This window comes from Rhizobium changzhiense (genome assembly GCF_013087625.1).
Taxonomy (GTDB): domain Bacteria; phylum Pseudomonadota; class Alphaproteobacteria; order Rhizobiales; family Rhizobiaceae; genus Rhizobium; species Rhizobium sophorae.
Genome location: NZ_JABFCQ010000011.1, coordinates 24,096 through 40,582, shown reverse-complemented (window position 1 = coordinate 40,582; position 16,487 = coordinate 24,096). Strand labels below are relative to the sequence as shown.

At 62.8% G+C, this 16,487-nt stretch carries 14 protein-coding genes; 10 read left to right on the top strand and 4 right to left on the bottom strand.

Going from position 1 to position 16,487, the window contains the following annotated elements; all coding sequences use genetic code 11:
• Window positions 1–53: 53 nt before the first annotated feature.
• Window positions 54–1,232 (bottom strand): acetate/propionate family kinase, encoded by a 1,179-nt coding sequence (locus G9X68_RS31120; RefSeq protein ID WP_171605654.1) that lies wholly within the window; start codon window positions 1,230–1,232, stop codon window positions 54–56.
• Window positions 1,233–1,525: 293 nt separating this feature from the next.
• Here G9X68_RS31120 and G9X68_RS31115 point away from each other — a divergent pair, with 293 nt between their 5' ends.
• Window positions 1,526–3,127 carry an inorganic phosphate transporter gene (locus G9X68_RS31115; RefSeq protein WP_171605653.1) on the top strand — a complete coding sequence of 534 codons (1,602 nt, stop codon included), beginning with the start codon at window positions 1,526–1,528 and terminating at the stop codon, window positions 3,125–3,127.
• A 41-nt stretch (window positions 3,128–3,168) separates the two neighbouring features.
• On the opposite strand, the gene G9X68_RS31110 is transcribed toward G9X68_RS31115, so the two are convergent.
• Both G9X68_RS31110 and G9X68_RS31105 read right to left on the bottom strand, forming a co-directional pair.
• Entirely contained in the window at window positions 3,169–4,740 is a 1,572-nt protein-coding gene (locus tag G9X68_RS31110) for a putative bifunctional diguanylate cyclase/phosphodiesterase (protein WP_171605652.1), read from the bottom strand.
• Window positions 4,741–5,191: 451 nt separating this feature from the next.
• Complete coding sequence (locus tag G9X68_RS31105) at window positions 5,192–5,746, bottom strand: histidine phosphatase family protein (RefSeq protein ID WP_171605651.1); 555 nt, start codon at window positions 5,744–5,746, stop codon at window positions 5,192–5,194.
• Between the two features lie 232 nt (window positions 5,747–5,978).
• Between G9X68_RS31105 and G9X68_RS31100 the strand changes: the two genes are divergently transcribed.
• From G9X68_RS31100 to G9X68_RS31090, 3 genes are read left to right on the top strand one after another with little or no spacing between them, the layout of a single operon-like run.
• Window positions 5,979–6,188 (top strand): CbtB domain-containing protein, encoded by a 210-nt coding sequence (locus tag G9X68_RS31100; protein WP_003542661.1) that lies wholly within the window; start codon window positions 5,979–5,981, stop codon window positions 6,186–6,188.
• 28 nt (window positions 6,189–6,216) lie between these two features.
• Window positions 6,217–6,963 carry a CbtA family protein gene (locus tag G9X68_RS31095; RefSeq protein ID WP_171605650.1) on the top strand — a complete coding sequence of 249 codons (747 nt, stop codon included), beginning with the start codon at window positions 6,217–6,219 and terminating at the stop codon, window positions 6,961–6,963.
• 50 nt (window positions 6,964–7,013) lie between these two features.
• Window positions 7,014–7,646: a hypothetical protein gene (locus G9X68_RS31090; protein ID WP_171605649.1), complete on the top strand. Its 633-nt coding sequence runs from the start codon at window positions 7,014–7,016 to the stop codon at window positions 7,644–7,646.
• On the opposite strand, the gene G9X68_RS31085 is transcribed toward G9X68_RS31090, so the two are convergent.
• Entirely contained in the window at window positions 7,631–8,293 is a 663-nt protein-coding gene (locus tag G9X68_RS31085) for a sulfite oxidase-like oxidoreductase (RefSeq protein ID WP_171605648.1), read from the bottom strand. The genes G9X68_RS31090 and G9X68_RS31085 overlap by 16 nt on opposite strands.
• A gap of 192 nt (window positions 8,294–8,485) precedes the next feature.
• On the opposite strand from G9X68_RS31085, the gene G9X68_RS31080 reads away from it, so the two are divergent.
• From G9X68_RS31080 to G9X68_RS31055, 6 genes are all read left to right on the top strand, one after another.
• Entirely contained in the window at window positions 8,486–10,360 is a 1,875-nt protein-coding gene (locus G9X68_RS31080) for a sensor histidine kinase (protein ID WP_280526526.1), read from the top strand.
• A complete protein-coding gene (locus tag G9X68_RS31075; protein ID WP_171605646.1) occupies window positions 10,357–11,691 on the top strand; it encodes a sigma-54-dependent transcriptional regulator in 1,335 nt (444 codons plus the stop codon). Before G9X68_RS31080 ends, G9X68_RS31075 begins: the two co-directional genes overlap by 4 nt.
• 228 nt (window positions 11,692–11,919) lie before the next feature.
• Window positions 11,920–12,903, top strand: coding sequence for a tripartite tricarboxylate transporter substrate-binding protein (locus tag G9X68_RS31070; protein WP_168308443.1), 984 nt, complete (start codon window positions 11,920–11,922; stop codon window positions 12,901–12,903).
• A 215-nt stretch (window positions 12,904–13,118) separates the two neighbouring features.
• A complete protein-coding gene (locus tag G9X68_RS31065; RefSeq protein ID WP_171605645.1) occupies window positions 13,119–13,580 on the top strand; it encodes a tripartite tricarboxylate transporter TctB family protein in 462 nt (153 codons plus the stop codon).
• Between the two features lie 9 nt (window positions 13,581–13,589).
• On the top strand, window positions 13,590–15,095 hold the full coding sequence (locus G9X68_RS31060; protein ID WP_171605644.1) for a tripartite tricarboxylate transporter permease: 1,506 nt from the start codon (window positions 13,590–13,592) through the stop codon (window positions 15,093–15,095).
• A 214-nt stretch (window positions 15,096–15,309) separates the two neighbouring features.
• Complete coding sequence (locus G9X68_RS31055; protein WP_171605643.1) at window positions 15,310–16,479, top strand: M20 aminoacylase family protein; 1,170 nt, start codon at window positions 15,310–15,312, stop codon at window positions 16,477–16,479.
• Window positions 16,480–16,487 lie beyond the last annotated feature (8 nt).

The window sequence follows — 16,487 nt, the reverse complement described above, 5'->3', positions numbered from 1 at the left end:
AACGTCTTCAACGTCAATTCTACCGGCTGACGCCGGCAAGCTGTTGATCTGGATCAGCCACCGCCAAGAACGGACAGTGCCTCCTCGGCGATGATCTGCTCCTCATCGGTGGCGATGACATGGGCGGCGATGCGGCTTTCCCCGGTGCTGATGGTGAAACTATTGGCGGCATTGGTCTTTTCGTCGATCGCAAGGCCAAGCCAGGACAGCCGCTTGGCCACGCCTGCGCGGATCTCCGGCTGATGCTCGCCGATGCCGGCGGTGAAGACGATGGCGTCAAGGCCATTCAGCGTTGCCGCCATGCGGCCGATTTCGCCGGCAATGCGCAGCGTGAAGAGGTCGATTGCCTGGCGCGCCTCCGGGCGTCCGTCCTTCAACAGATCGCGCGTATCGGCGCTGATGCCGGAGACGCCGAGCAGGCCGCAACGGTGATAGACCAGGTCCTCGATCTCTTCGAAGGATTGTTTCTTCTGACCGGCCAGATGCAGGACGATGCCGGGATCGAGCCAGCCGGGGCGCGTCGCCATCGGGATGCCGTCGAGCGTCGAAAAGCCCATGCTGCAATCGCGGCTGACGCCGTCATCCAGCGCACAGAGGCTGGCGCCGCTGCCGAGATGGGCGACAACCACCTTTGCCGCACGTGGCGCCTTGCGGCGAAGTTCTCCGGCGATGAATTTATAGGAGAGGCCGTGGAAACCGTAGCGCTTGATGCCCTCGTCATGCAGCGCGCGGGGGATGGCGAAGCGGCGAAGGAGATCGTCCTGCGTGGCGTGAAAAGCCGTGTCGAAGGAGGCCGTCTGGGGAAGATGCGGTTTCAGATGCCGGAGGGCGCGGATGAAACGCAGCGCCTGCGGCTGGTGCAGGGGCGCAAGCGGGGTCAGCGCATCGACGGCATCGATTGCGGCGGCGTCGAGGGCGATCGGCCTGGTGAAGCGGCCGCCGCCATGGACGACACGGTGGCCGGCAGCACGCGTCGCTGTCATGTCGAAGTGATCGGCAAGACGCGCAAAAGTCTCATCGATGACGTCGTGCAGGTCTTCCGTCACCTCGGCCTTCAACGGCATCTCGACTATCTGCTGCCCTTTTGTCAGGCCGAGTGACAGCGGTTCGGCGCGGAAATCGATGACGCCCTTGCCGATGCGCTGCGCCTCGGAGCCGTCTATCGCGAAGATGCCGATCTTGATCGTGGAGGAGCCGGCGTTGAAGGTCAGCAGGAGGTCGGTCGATGACATGTCCTCTCAGACTCCGTGTTGAGGTGACGATGGCCGAACTTAGTGCCGGGGCCTTGGACGGAAAGGTATCTCATCGCCATTCCCGCATTTTGTCGCTGCCCGGCCTATCCTCTTGTGCTGGCGGGATCGTGCCACGGCATCCTGCATGAACGTGCCGGGATGGAGGCATGTGACAGTGAATATTGGCCGATGTCAGTACCTTACGGGTGGGCCGGGTAAGGCGTCATGAGAGGTTCACGCTGCAGAATTATTAACAAAAGGCAAATTTGCAAAACGGAACAAGGAACTATGACATGGCCGATATTGCCCCCAGCCAGGTTCATAGCGACGAGTCCCACCCGCTACACAGTTCGAATTCGGCCGGCAAATGGTTCTTGCCGCTGTTCGCGCTCGTTCTGGTTTGCGGCCTTGGATATGTCGCCTATGCACTCGCCCGCGACCTGACAACTGCAGTTGCCGTTCCCTGGATTCTCCTAGGCCTTGCGCTGCTCATCGCGCTCGGCTTCGAGTTCGTCAACGGTTTTCATGATACGGCCAATGCCGTCGCCACCGTGATCTACACCCGTTCCATGCCGGCGGAATTCGCCGTCATCTGGTCCGGCTTCTTCAACTTCCTCGGCGTGCTGACCTCGAGCGGCGCCGTCGCCTTCGGTATTCTGGCGCTACTGCCGGTGGAACTGATCCTGCAGGTCGGTTCCGGCTCCGGCCTTGCCATGGTCTTCGCGCTGCTGATTGCCGCGATCGTCTGGAACCTCGGCACCTGGTATCTCGGCCTGCCGTCGTCGAGTTCGCACACGCTGGTCGGCTCGATCATCGGCGTCGGCCTCGCCAACCAGTTCCTGGCACCGGCAGGTACCGCGACCAGCGGCGTCGACTGGTCGCAGGCGACCAATATCGGTCTCTCGCTTTTGATCTCTCCGCTGATCGGCTTCGGCCTGTCGGCTATTCTTCTGCTGGTCATGAAGCTTCTGGTGCGCAACAAGGCTCTCTATGCAGAGCCGAAGGGCAACCGGCCGCCGCCGCTCTGGATCCGCGCCATCCTGATTTTCACCTGCACCGGCGTCAGCTTCGCCCACGGCTCCAACGACGGCCAGAAGGGCATGGGCCTCATCATGCTTATCCTGATTGGCCTGGTGCCGACGGCTTTCGCGCTGAACCGCACGCCCGATGTCAACTATCTCGAAGCCTACAAGTCGGCATCGGCTCAGGTGGAAACCGCGCTCGGCAAATATGTGAAGCCTGGCGTGACGGTTGCGGACTACAAGGTCGAGGTCAGCAACGCCGTCAAGAACAAGACCTGGACGGATGCGACGACGCTGGCTCTGCAGCAATATATCCACCAGACCAGCGCTGAGGTCGCCGGCTTCCCGACGCTCGAAGCAGTGCCGACCAATCTCGTTGGCAACGTCCGCAACGACATCTACCTGATCGGCGAGGCGCTGAAGCTGATCGACAAGCAGAAGCTGCTGCCGATGGATGCCGGTGACCTCAGCGCGGTGACGAACTACCACAAGGCCGTCGACAACGCGACGAAATTCATCCCGCTCTGGGTGAAGGTGGCGGTCGCGATCGCGCTCGGCCTAGGCACGATGGTGGGCTGGAAGCGCATCGTCGTCACTGTCGGCGAAAAGATCGGCAAGACGCATCTGACCTATGGTCAGGGCGCGGCAGCCGAAGTCGTGGCGATGGTCACCATCGCTTCGGCCGACCATCTCGGCCTGCCGGTCTCGACCACCCATGTGCTGTCATCAGGCGTTGCCGGCACCATGGCGGCGAACGGCTCCGGCCTGCAATGGTCGACCGTGCGCAACATGCTGATGGCCTGGGTGCTGACGCTGCCGGCCTCGATTGCGATCGCCTTCGTGCTGTTTGTGATCATGCGCCAGGTTTTTTAGAGAAAATTCCCGGCGTCAAAACAAAAGGTTAGAGCATACCGTCAGGCCGTGGAGGCCAGACTGGCATTGCGATCGCTGATAAAGATGCCCGCCTCGGCGGCGGGCATGGCCTTGCCGAAGAGATAGCCCTGGCCGATGTCGCAGCCAAGCTGCAGCAGGAAGGCAAGCTGGCCGTGCTCCTCGATACCTTCGGCCGTCGTCTTGATGTTGAGGCTCCTGCCGAGGCCGAGCATGGCGCGGACGATCTTCTCCTGGCGCTCGTCGTCTCGATAGGTGGCGATGAAGCTTTTGTCGATCTTGATCTTGTCGAAACGGTAGCGGGCGAGCTGTGCGAGGCTCGAATAGCCCGTGCCGAAATCGTCGAGGGCGATCTGGATGCCGGCGGCATGCAGCTCATCGAGAATAAGCGCGGCAATGGTGGGATCCTGGATCAGCGCGTTTTCGGTGATCTCCACTTCCAGGCGCTGCGGCGGCAGCCGGCTTGCCGAAAGGACCTTGAGAATGCGCGACGTCAATAATCTGTCTTCCATCTGCACCGGCGAGACGTTGAAGGACAACATCACATGCTCCGGCCAGGTGAGGGCGTCGCTACAGGCCTGGGTGAGAAGGTCCTCGAACAATGCGGTGATCATGCCGGTTTCCTCGGCGATATCGATGAAGACCGGCGGCGGAATGTTGACGCCGTCGTCACCGATCCAACGCGCTAAGGCCTCGAAGCCGCAGAGCTGGCCGGTCTTCAGGTCGATCAGCGGCTGATAGAAGGGCTTGATCGCCTTGTTGGAGATTGCGACGCGCAGCCTGGTTTCCAGCGCGGCACGCTCCGTTACCTTGTCCTGCATCGAAGCTTCGAAGACGAAATAGTGGTTGGGCCCGCGTGATTTCGCCTCGTACATGGCGAGGTCGGCACGGTGGGCGGCATCTTCCAGCGGCTCGGCCCCCTCGGCCCAGCGGTCATAGCCGACGCTGGCGCCGACTTCGACGGCAAAGCCATCGATATGGATCGGCCGGGTGACGGCCTGGATCAGCAGCTTGGCAAAACGCTCCTCGCGCTGCGCGGTCAGGGCGAAGGCGACGATGATGAATTCGTCGCCGCCGAAGCGATAGACGCAATCGGCATTGCCGAGCGCGCAGATGCGTCTGGCAACCTCGATCAGCAGGACATCGCCGCCCTTGTGGCCGACGAGATCGTTGACCTTCTTGAAGCCGTCGAGGTCGACGGAGAAGATGGTGACGTTGCGGTCCCACTCCTCGATCTCGGCCTCATCGTCCTTGATCGGCCGTGAGAGGATCTTACGCTCGAAGGCGTATCGGTTCGGCAGCTTGGTCAGATGGTCGTGGGTTGCGGTCCAATCGGCCTTTGCCTGGGCGGCGGCGCGCAGTTCCATTTCTTTACGCAGGTCGGCGATGCGCAGCACCGAATAGATGAAGCTCATGGCGCCGGCTATGCCGAGGGCCAGAACGAGCTTGTCGGCGCCGTACTCGCCGAAACCGGTCATGAAGGCGACCAGGCTGTCGTCGAGCTGTAACAGCGTGCCGAGGAGCCAGAGGGTTACCCCAAATCCGACAATCGACACGCATTGCCGTCCGGCCCTGCTTTGGAAAAACACCGGCATTATGCCTTCTCCATCTCCACCCTTCGCCGAATTATCACGAAAGTCTGAAATGTTTGTTGAAACCAGAAGGCGAATTATCGGAGGCGGCAGCCTGTTGCTGTGCCGCAGAGAGACCCGACAGGGCTTGTGGGGAACCAGGGCGTCGTTGGCAGCGCGATTCTTGGTTGGGAGACCGGCTGATGCGGGAAAAAACGAAGGCGAGCGTGCTATTGCATCGCTCGCCCTTTCTCGTGCTTCAGGCGGTGACGATCAGCAGCGGGACGCTGACGATGAGACCGACCAGAACCGTGACTGTGGCGACACGCATGAAACGCAGGCGTCGCGTGCGCTCGCCACTCCAATCATATGTCATTCTTCCATCTCCTTGGGACAAGGAAGTAGTCCCCGCAAAGCCGGGTTCAACAGAGATGACGCGATTTGCTTGTGCAAAGCTGGATAAGATCAGCAGTCTCTAATGCTGGAAGCGCAGAGACCAGCGCTGTCCGTTGCTGGTCATGCGGATGACGGAAAGCGGCTCGACGTCGCTCAGCCAGAAGGAGGAGAGCGGCGCCTGCAGCACATGGACGATCGCTGCCCGGATGACGGCCGCATGGCTGATTGCAATGATGTGGCCGCCGAGGACGGTCTGGCCATCCATCCAGCCGGCGATGCGCTTGCGCAGATCAAGAAGGCTCTCGCCGCCATGCGGAGCCGCTTCCGGATCGCTCATCCAGCCCATGAGGTTCTCCGGCTCTTCGGTTCCGATCGCCGCGATCGACCTGCCGGCCCAGCGGCCATGGTCGCAGTCGCAAAGCGCCTGATCTACCCGGGCTTCGAGGCGGAGCGCGTCAGCAGTCTGGCGGGCGCGCAAGGCGGGGCTCGTGGCAATACGGTCGGCGCGGGGCGGGGCGATCATCCTGCCGGCTTCCTCCACTGCCTTGTCCTCCAGCGGTTCGTCGAGCGGGAACAGGGCCTTGCGGCTTGCTGCCGTCGCGCCATGGCAGATCCAGGTGAGGCGCGTGTTCACGGTCGTTCTTGTCTCCCGGAATGCAGCGACAGCGTCCTTCGCCGGCTTGTGAAGTTTCGTTGACAGTCTCTTCGGCGTGCAGATATAACCGTGCTGTTGCGGGTTTGGAAGCCGGTGTAAGTCCGGCGCGGTCGCGCCACTGTGACCAGCGTGTCGAAACTCTTCGCGCTGGAAGTCAGACCCTACTGCACAAGCACTCTTTCGACTGAACGCGTCATTCCCGGAGGAATACATGTCTGACACCACTTTCGCGCCCGTTGCTGTACCGGCGCCGATCCCTGTAGGAGAGATCCTGCCCTGGGCGATCTTCGGCGGCCTGCTGATGCTGATCGTCCTCTATTTCGTCGGTACCGAGGAAGGCGCGATGGCGCTGTTCAACGGCATGTATGTGCACGAATTCGTGCATGACGGCCGCCATCTCCTCGGCTTTCCCTGCCACTAAAGCGCGCTTCGCGATCGGAGTTCCTGACATGGTTGGAAACCTTCTGCTTCGCGGCATGCTCGCGGGCCTGATTGCCGGCATCCTCGTTTTTGCTTTCGCCCATACCTTCGGCGAGCCGCTGGTCGATGCGGCGATCGCCTTCGAGGAGGCGAGCGCCCAGGCGGCCGGCGAAGCTGCCGAACCTGAAATTGTCAGCCGCGCCACGCAGGCCGGTCTCGGCCTTTTCACCGGCGTCATGGCCTACAGCGTCGCCGTCGGCGGGCTCTTCGCGCTCGCTTTCGCCTTCGTGCACGGTCGCTTCAGCCGCCTTTCGGCGCGCGGCACCTCGGCCGCCATCGCCATTGCCGCCTTCGTGGCGGTCGTGCTTGTTCCCAGCATCAAATATCCCGCCACTCCGCCGGCGGTCGGCAATCCCGACACGATCGGCGTCAGGACCGAACTATTCTTCCTGATGATCGTCGTTTCGCTTGCCGCACTCATCGCCGCGGTGGCGCTGTCACGTCGTCTCTCCGAGCGCTTCGGTCCCTGGAACGGCGCGATCATCGCCGGCATCGCCTATCTCGTCTTCATCGGTCTCGTGCTCTCTCTGCTGCCGCCGATCAACGAGGTGCCGGAGAACTTTTCGGCGATGGTGCTCTGGGGCTTCCGCACGACCTCGCTCGGCATGCATGCGATCCTCTGGGCAACGCTCGGCCTCGTCTTCGGGGCGCTGGCGGAAAAGCGGCTTGCCGTTAAGGGCGGGCAACGCGGCCGACCGGCAACGGCATTTCACTGAACGCATCGAAGGGCACCGCTTTGCCGGCGCCCTAAACTTTTCGGGCGATTATGAAAAACGACAGAGCCAGACCATTGCTGCTGGCGGCGTTTTCTGCCGCCGCGTTTTTTTGTGTGGTCGCCGGAAGCGCTTTTGCCCATAGCCGCGGCGGCGGCGGCAGCTATGCCGGGCTGAATATCCCGCAAATCTCCCATGGCGAGATGGCTGTCATGTCTGACTATCGCGGTCGGATCATCGATCTTGCATCCCGCGCCGTCGAGACAAACGAGCCGTTCCGTCGTGTGTTGAACTATGCTGAAATCCAGTACGCCTACTGTCTGTGGGGCCGGGTGCCGGGCAGCGTGACGGACGAGGAGAGCCCGTTCAACGAATGCGCCCATGCCTATCTCGCCGCGACCAAGGCGGTCTTGCTTTCGATGCGCGAGATGCCGCGGGAGGCCGCTGCGGCGGGTGAAATCATTTCCGCGGTCGACGCCGACATGGCGCGGCGCGGGCTTGCGCTGATCAGTTGCCGGTTCAGCGGCGCAGCCTTCAACACGGCCGATATCGTCGAGCCGCGCTGGAGCGGAATCCCGTTTCATGCCGCCAGCATGGCATCGCTGACGGGGCTCGCCTCTTTGTTCGGCCTTAGCGTGTTTGCGCTTCGCCGTTTCACGCGGCCGAAAGCTCAATCGTCGGAATAGCGTTGCTCGCGCCACGGATCGCCATAGATGTGGTAGCCGTTCTTTTCCCAGAAGCCCGCCTGGTCAGCAGGCATCAGCTCTATGCGGCGCAGCCATTTGGCGCTTTTCCAGAAATAGCGATGCGGTACGACGAGACGCATCGGGCCGCCGTGCTCCGCCGTCAGCGGCAGGCCTTCCCAGGCGGTGGCGAGGATTGCATCCTCGGCGGCGAAATCGGAGAGCGGCAGGTTCGTGGTATAGCCGTCGTAGCTCGTCAGCATGACGTAAGCTGCTTCCGGCTTCGGCATGGCGAGGTCGAGCAGATCGCGCGTCGAAACGCCCTTCCATTTGTTGTCGTAGCGCGACCAGGTGGTGACGCAGTGGATATCGCTGACGCTTGTGCTCTGTTCGATCGCCTGGAAGTCGGCCCAGGTAAGGGTGCGCGTCGTTTCGACGAGGCCGCGCAGCTCGAGCCGCCAGGTCTCGGTCGAGATGACAGGCTGCTGGCCGAGGTCGAGTACCGGCCAGTTCTTGACAAGGTGCTGGCCGGGCGGCAGGCGCTCGGCTTCCGGACGGCTGATACGGCCGGTCAGGAACTTGCCCTCTGCCGCCCAGCGACGCTTGGATGTGGTGAGCTTGCTGTCGGCGGGCGTCTGGTCGTCGCTCATAGGCGGGATCTCCTTGCGATGCAGCAATAGGACATCCGCCCCTACCGGGTGTCAAGTTTCAGCAGCCCCTTGGAAATCGCGGCCGGCCTCAATAGCGCTAAGGACGCTCTATCATTTTGAATCTGCGCATAATCCTTTCCGAAAATCGATTCCGATTTTCGGGGTTATGCGCTAGACTTGGCGCCGTCGGGTATGCCTCGCTGGGGAGCGGAGGCAGAAAGGGAGGAGCTGGATCTGTCTTCGAGATATCGTGCGATAGCGGCGTTGCTCGTCGTGCCGCTCATCATTTTCGCCTTCTTCACCTATGGGAGCGCGATTGCGACGCGCGCCTATATGGAGGAAGCCTCGGCGCAGGCAGGAACGGCGCTACGCCTTGCCGTTTCGGCACTCAGCGGCCATCTCAACCGCTACGAGGCGCTGCCGGCGCTGATCGCCGATCATGACGACATCAAGGAACTGGTGAGCGCGCCTGAAGATGCGGCGCTGCGCGATGCGGCCAATCTCTATCTCAAGGAGATCAACGGGCTGCTGAAATCCTCCGATATCTATGTGGTCAAGCCAGACGGAGAGACGATCGCGGCCAGCAATTACGATGGGCCAGCAAGCTTCGTCGGACAGAATTTCAGCTACAGGCCCTATTTCCAGGATGCGATCGAAGGCCGGCAGGCACGATTTTACGCGCTCGGCACCACCTCGCTGAAGCGCGGCTATTATTTTGCCGCACCGATCCGGACGGGCACGGATATTCGCGGCGTCATCGTCTTCAAGGTCGATATCGACATGATCGAATCCTCCTGGGGCGGCGGCGAATACAAGATTTTCGTCTCCGATCCGGAGGGTATCATCTTTATGTCCGGTAGCCCGGAATGGCTCTATGGCGCGATCCTGCCGCTGACGGCCGATCGCGTCGCCCGCACCGAGGCGTCGCGGCGTTATGCCAATGCCAGGCTGGCGGCGCTGCCGGTGACGCGTCACCATTTCGAGCAGCATGAGCTGATGACGCTGGCCGGCGAGCGCGGTTCGAGCGAATATCTGGTGCTTTCGCATTACATGCCGGCCGAGGACTGGACGGTGAACGTGCTGATGGAGACGAGTTCCATCCGTGCCCAGGCACGCACGGCGCTTGCGGCAGTCTTTCTCTTTCTCTGCATCGCCGGGCTCGCGGTTGCGGTTCTGCGTCAGAGGCGGGCGCGGCTTGCCGAGCGCATGCAGATGCAAGCCGAAGCCCGCAACGAGCTGGAGCGGCGCGTCGAGGAGCGCACGGCCGATCTTGCCCGCGTCAACAGCCGCATCGAAGAAGAAATCGCCGAACGGCGGCTGACCGAGCAACAGCTTAGACAAACACAGGCCGATCTGATCCAGGCGGGCAAGCTTGCCGGGCTGGGGCAGATGTCGGCTGCCCTTTCGCACGAGTTCAACCAGCCGCTCGCCGCCGCCAAGACCTATACGGACAGCGCCTCCGTTCTCATCGAGCGTGGGCGGACGGAGGAGGCGCGGGACAATATCCGGCGTATCGGTGGGCTCATCGACCGCATGGCCGCGATCAGCCGGCACCTGCGCAACTTCGCCCGCAAGCCGAACGAGAAGCTCGGTCCCGTTTCCCTCGACGAGGCGATGCGCGATACGCTCGAGATCATAGCCTGGCGGCTGAAGGCGGCGGATGCCGAACTCCTGCTCGATCTGGGACCGCGTCCGCCAGTCGTGCGCGCCGGTTCGGTGCGTCTGCAGCAGGTGCTGGTGAACGTGATCTCGAATGCGGCCGATGCGGTGGAAGGGCTGGACGACAGGCGTATCGAGGTTTCGGCCTTCGAGGAGGCCGGCAAAGTGGTGCTGACGGTGCGGGACCATGGGCCGGGTGTGCCGGCGGCGATCGCCCAGCGTATCTTCGATCCCTTCTTCACGACGAAGGGCGTCGGCAAGGGGCTCGGTCTCGGGCTTTCGATCTCCTACAACATCATCAAGGATTTCGGCGGCAGCCTTACTGCTGCCAATCATCCCGAAGGGGGCGCGGTGTTCCGCATCGAGCTGCAATCGGCGGCAGGGCTGATGCCGGAGGCAGCGGAATGAACGATGCGAAGATCCTGCTGGTCGACGACGAGGAGGAATTGCGCCGCTCGACGGCGCAGGCATTGGAGCTCTCCGGCTTCAGCGTCGAGACCTTTTCGAACGGCGACCACGTGCTGGAGTTGATCGGCTACAGTTTTCCCGGTGTCGTCGTCAGCGATATCCGCATGCCCGGCATGGACGGCATGACGCTGATGCAGAAGATCCGCGAGCTCGACCCCGAGGTGCCGGTCATTCTCGTCACCGGCCACGGCGACGTGCAGCTTGCGGTGAAGGCGATGCGCGAAGGCGCCTATGATTTCATCGAGAAGCCGTTCACGCCGGAGATGCTTGCCGGCGTCATCCGCCGGGCGATGGAGCGGCGCGGCCTCGTGCTCGAAAACCGGCTGCTGAAAGCGGTGGCCGGCAAGCGCGACGATATCGAGGCGCGGTTGCCGGGGCGCACGCAGGTGATGGTGGATTTGCGCTACCGCATCCGGGCGATCGGGGCGAGCGATGCCGATACGCTTATCGTGGGCGAGACCGGGGCCGGCAAGGAGGTGGTGGCGCGGGCGCTCCACGACATCAGCGCCCGGGCGAGCCGGCCGTTCATCGCGATCAATTGTGCCGCACTGCCGGCGAACTTGATCGAGAGCGAGCTCTTCGGCCATGAGGTGGGGGCCTTTCCGGGCGCGGTGAGGCCGCGTTATGGAAAATTCGAACACGGGCGCGGCGGCACGATCCTGCTCGACGAGATCGGCTCCATGCCCTTCGACCTGCAGGCGAAGTTCCTGCGGGTGCTGCAGGAGCGGGTGATCTCCAGGCTCGGATCGAACGAGGTGGTGGCACTCGACGTGCGCTTCATCGCGACAAGCAAGGTCGATCTGGAGGCGGAGGTGGCGGCGGGGCGCTTCCGCGCCGACCTCTTCTATCGGCTGAACGTCGCGACGCTGCACGTGCCGTCTTTGTCGCAGCGGCGGGCGGATGTTCCGCTGCTTTTCCTGCAACTGGTGCGGGAAGCGGCGGCCCGCTACGGCCGCGACGAGATGGCCGTGCCGCCAGACGTGATTTCCGACATTGCTCAGCGCGACTGGCCCGGCAATGTGCGTGAGCTGAGGAACGCTGCCGACCGTCTGGTCCTCGGTCTCGACAATGGCGGTCGGCAAGCCGAGGAGGCGACCGGGCTTGCGGAGCGTGTCGCCGAATTCGAACGCGGGGTCATTGCCAGCGCGCTGGTGGCGCATGGCGGCAGCCTCAGGCCGGTCTATGAGTCGCTCGGCATTTCCCGGAAGACCCTCTACGAAAAGATGCAGAAATACGGTCTCGACAAGCGGATGCTGACGACCGAAGGCTAGCCCCGGAGCTGGCGGCGGCGCAATCTCGCGGTGCGGTGGGTGGATTTCCACCCATCGCCGGAGCCGTTTGTTTCCAAATCGACCCATGCTGCATCGCACTGTCGTAAAATCGTCTTTCGAAAGCGGCTGCAATGATTGCGGGTCGATTTTTCCAGGCGGCAAATAGGTGATCCGAACCGGCGCGGAGGATGTGTCGGCGGGCTCGCTTATTTCATCAGGGAGGAAACGATGAAAATTCTGAAGGCCATGCTCGGCCTGACCGCGGCTGCCGCGGTCTCTCTTCTCGCCGGCGCCGCTTCGGCGCAGACCTATCCCGAGCGCACCATTACGATGGTCGTGCCCTTTGCGGCCGGCGGCCCGACCGATACCGTCGCGCGCCTCGTCGCCGAATCCATGTCGAAGGATCTCGGCCAGCAGATCGTCGTCGAAAATGTCGGCGGAGCGGGCGGCACGCTCGGCGCCGGCCGCGTGGCGAATGCCGATCCCGACGGTTACACCATCCTGCTGCACCATATCGGCATGGCGACCAGCGCGACGCTCTACCGCAAGCTCGCCTACGACACGCTCGGCGCCTTCGACTATGTCGGCCTCGTCACCGACGTGCCGATGACGATCGTTGCCCGTAAGGACATGGAGCCGGCCGACCTCAAGGGGCTGATCGATTATATCAAGGCTAACAAGGACAAGGTGACGGTTGCCAATGCCGGCATCGGTGCGGCCTCGCATCTCTGCGGCATGATGTTCATGAGCGCCATCCAGACGCCGCTCACGACCGTTCCCTATAAGGGGACCGGCCCTGCCATGACCGATCTGCTCGGCGGTCAGGTCGACGTCATGTGCGACCAGACGACCAACACGACGAAGCAGATCCAGGGCGGCACGATCAAGGCCTATGCCGTGACCTCGCCCAAGCGCCTCGACGTGATGAAGGACATTCCGACGGCCGTCGAAGCCGGTCTGCCGGGCTTCGAGGTCGGTATCTGGCACGGCATCTATACGCCGAAGGGCACGCCGGCCGAGATCAACGAACGTCTGTCGAAGTCGCTGCAGGTGGCGCTGAAGGATCCGAATGTCGGCGCCCGCTTTGCCGAACTCGGCACGGCGCCATCCTCCGACGCCGATGCGACGCCGGCTGCGTTGAAGGCCAAGCTCGAAAGCGAGATTGCCCGCTGGAAAACGGTGATCGAGGCCGCTGGCGAATATGCCGACTGAGGATTATCCTCGTCAGGACATGCCGGATAAGCCCCTCACCCTAACCCTCTCCCCGTGAACGGGGAGAGGGGACTTGCGTCACTCAAAGGCGGCAAGGGGCGAAGGGCTTGCAGCAGCATTTTTCCTTCTCCCCGCATGCGGTGAGAAGGTGCCGGCAGGCGAATGAGGGCAATCGCAGCAGCAGTGCGTCACGAACCATCTCCCCAGGAGACACCATGAAATCCATCAGTTTCGATACCACCAATGCGATCTGCGGCGCGCTTTTCGTCGCGACCGGTGCTTTCTTCGCCATCCAGTCGCTGGGGCTCGACCTCGGCACGTCAGTGCGCATGGGGCCTGGTTATTTTCCGTTGGTGCTTGCCGCCGTGCTCGTGCTTCTCGGAGCGATCATCTTCATTCAGGCGCTGCGGGTCGAGGGCGAGCCGATCGACCCGTTTGCCTGGCGCGGCATGTTCTTCATCCTGCCGGCGCCGGTGTTCTTCGGGTTGACGGTGCGCGGGCTCGGATTTGCGCCAGCGCTGTTTTTCACCGCCTTCATCGCCTGCTTCGCATCGCGAAAGATGAACGTGTTCTTCGCGATCGTGCTGTCGTTGCTGCTGACGATCTTTTCGGTTGGGGTCTTCAGCTACGGGCTCGGCCTGCCGTTCGAGCGCTTCGGCCCCTGGGTCCGGTTCTAGGAGACGATGATGGATCTTTTCAGCAATCTCGCGCTCGGCTTTGCAACAGCCGGCACTCCGGAAAACCTGCTCTTCTGCCTGATCGGCGTGCTGCTCGGCACGCTGATCGGCGTGCTGCCCGGCATCGGCGCCACGGCGACGATCGCCATGCTCTTGCCGATCACCTTCCAGCTTGAACCGGTTTCCTCACTGATCATGCTCGCCGGCATCTATTACGGCGCGCAGTACGGCGGCTCGACGACGGCGATCCTGATCAACATGCCGGGCGAATCCTCCTCGGCCGTGACCGCGATCGACGGCTACCAGATGGCCCGCAAGGGCCGAGCCGGCGCAGCGCTTGCGATCGCGGCACTGGGTTCGTTCTTTGCCGGCACGGTCTCGACCTTCCTCGTCGCGATCTTCGCACCGCCGCTGACGGCAATCGCGCTGCAATTCGGCTCGGCGGAATATTTCTCGCTGATGATCGTCGGCCTCGTCTCCTCGATCGCGCTCGCGCATGGCTCGGTCGTCAAGGCGCTGGCGATGGTGGCGCTCGGGCTGCTGCTCGGTCTCGTCGGCACCGACATCTACACCGGCACGCCACGCTTTACGCTCGGCATCCGTGAATATGCTGACGGGCTGAACTTCGTGGCGCTTGCCGTCGGCGTGTTCGGGGTGGCGGAAATCCTGCGCAACCTCGAGGGCGAGTCGACACGCACGGTGCTGATGGCCAAAGTCACCGGCCTTTTGCCGTCCCGCCAGGAATTCAAGGAAATGATTGCGCCGGTCATTCGCGGTACGGCGATCGGCTCGGCGCTCGGCATCCTGCCGGGTGGTGGCGCCATTCTCGCTGCTTTTGCCTCCTACACGGTGGAAAAGCGGATGTCGAAAACGCCGGAGGAATTCGGCAAGGGTGCGATCGCCGGCGTTGCGGGACCGGAATCGGCGAACAATGCCGGCGCGCAGACCTCGTTCATTCCGCTGCTGACGCTCGGCATTCCGGCCAATCCCGTCATGGCGCTGATGGTCGGGGCGATGATCATCCAGGGCATCGTACCCGGTCCGAACGTCGCCACCGAGCAGCCGGCGCTGTTCTGGGGTATCATCGCCTCCATGTGGATCGGCAACCTGATGCTGGTCATCCTCAACCTGCCGCTGATCGGGCTCTGGGTAAAGCTCCTGACCGTGCCTTACTACGTGCTCTTCCCCATCATCATGGCCTTCTGCTCGATCGGGGTCTACAGCGTCAACGCCAACGTCTACGATCTCTACGCCGTCGCCTTCTTCGGGCTCATCGGCTATGTGCTGGCGAAGCTTCGCTGTGAGCCGGCGCCGCTTCTGCTCGGCTTCGTGCTCGGGCCATTGCTCGAGGAGAACCTCCGGCGCGCCATGATCCTGTCGCGTGGCGATCCCACCACCTTCGTCACACGGCCGATCAGCGCCATTCTTCTGGCCATCGCGGTCGCCGTGCTGGTCGTCGTCTTCCTGCCGAGCGTCAAGAAGAAGCGCGAGGAGGTGTTCGTCGAGGAGGGCTAGAGCGTGATGCCGAAAAGTGTAAGCGGTTTTCGGACGACATCACGCTCTAACTATATAATGTAGAACAGGATTCAGATTTTAGGCCGGCCTAAAATCATCCTGTTCTGGGGGTTGAACTTGTGGGCCGTTTGATGAACAAGGATAATCTGACGCGGGCGCCGGTTAGGCGCCCGTTTCGCATGACAGGTTATCCAGGCCCCAGGAGCATTGCCCGATGAGCATTCCCGCCCGGATCAAAGACGATCTGCCGTTTCTTACTGCCTTGCGCCGCGACCTGCACGCCCACCCCGAACTCGGTTTCGAGGAGGAGCGCACCGGCGGCATCGTCGCGAGGCTTCTCGAAGAGGCCGGCATCACGGTGCATCGCGGTCTCGGCGGCACCGGCGTGGTCGGCACGCTGCAGCTCGGCAACGGCACACGCAGGATCGGGCTGCGCGCCGACATGGATGCGCTCGCCATGCCTGAAATGGCGGAGCGGCCCTATAAATCGACGGTGCCTGGCAAGATGCATGCCTGCGGCCATGACGGCCATACGGCGATGCTGCTTGGCGCCGCGCGGCATCTAGCGGCGACGCAGGGTTTTTCCGGCACGGTGCATTTCATCTTCCAGCCGGCCGAGGAAGGGCGAGGCGGAGCAAGGCGCATGGTCGAGGAGGGGCTGTTCAAGCTTTTCCCCTGCGATGCCGTTTATGGGCTGCATAACATGCCTGGGCTTGCGGTCGATGAGATCGCCGTGGGCGAGGGGCCGCAGCTTGCCTCCTCCGACAGCTGGCGCATGACCTTCCGTGGGACCGGCACGCACGGCGCCAAGCCGCATCTCGGCCGCGATCCGATCACGGCGGCCGGAACCTTCCTGGCATCGCTGCAGACGATCGTCGGACGGGTGGTCGATCCGCTGCAACCGGCCGTCGTCAGCGCCTGTTTCCTGCAGGCGGGCGACTCGAAGGCGCTGAACGTCATTCCTGATATCGTCGAGATCGGCGGGACGGCGCGGGCCTATTCGCCCGATGTGCGCGACCAGCTGGAGACCGAGATCGGGCGGTTGGCGCATGGCACTGCGGCCATGTACGGCATCGCCGTGGACTATGTATTCGAGCGGCGGATTCCGCCTGTCATCAATGACGCGGAGGCGACCGAACGGGCGCTGGCAGCGGCTGGCTCAGTCTTCGGCGGGAAGGTGCAGACAAGCTTTCCGCCGTCGACGGCAGGCGACGATTTCGCCTTCTTCGCGCAAAACGCGCCCGGCTGCTATGTCTGGCTCGGCAACGGTCCGGCGGTGGATGGGGCGCTGCATCACAACACGGCCTATGATTTCAACGATGAAGCGCTGGGATATGGGGCGGCCTATTGGGTGGCGTTGGTCGAGCGAGAGTTGAAGGTTTGATTATCTGC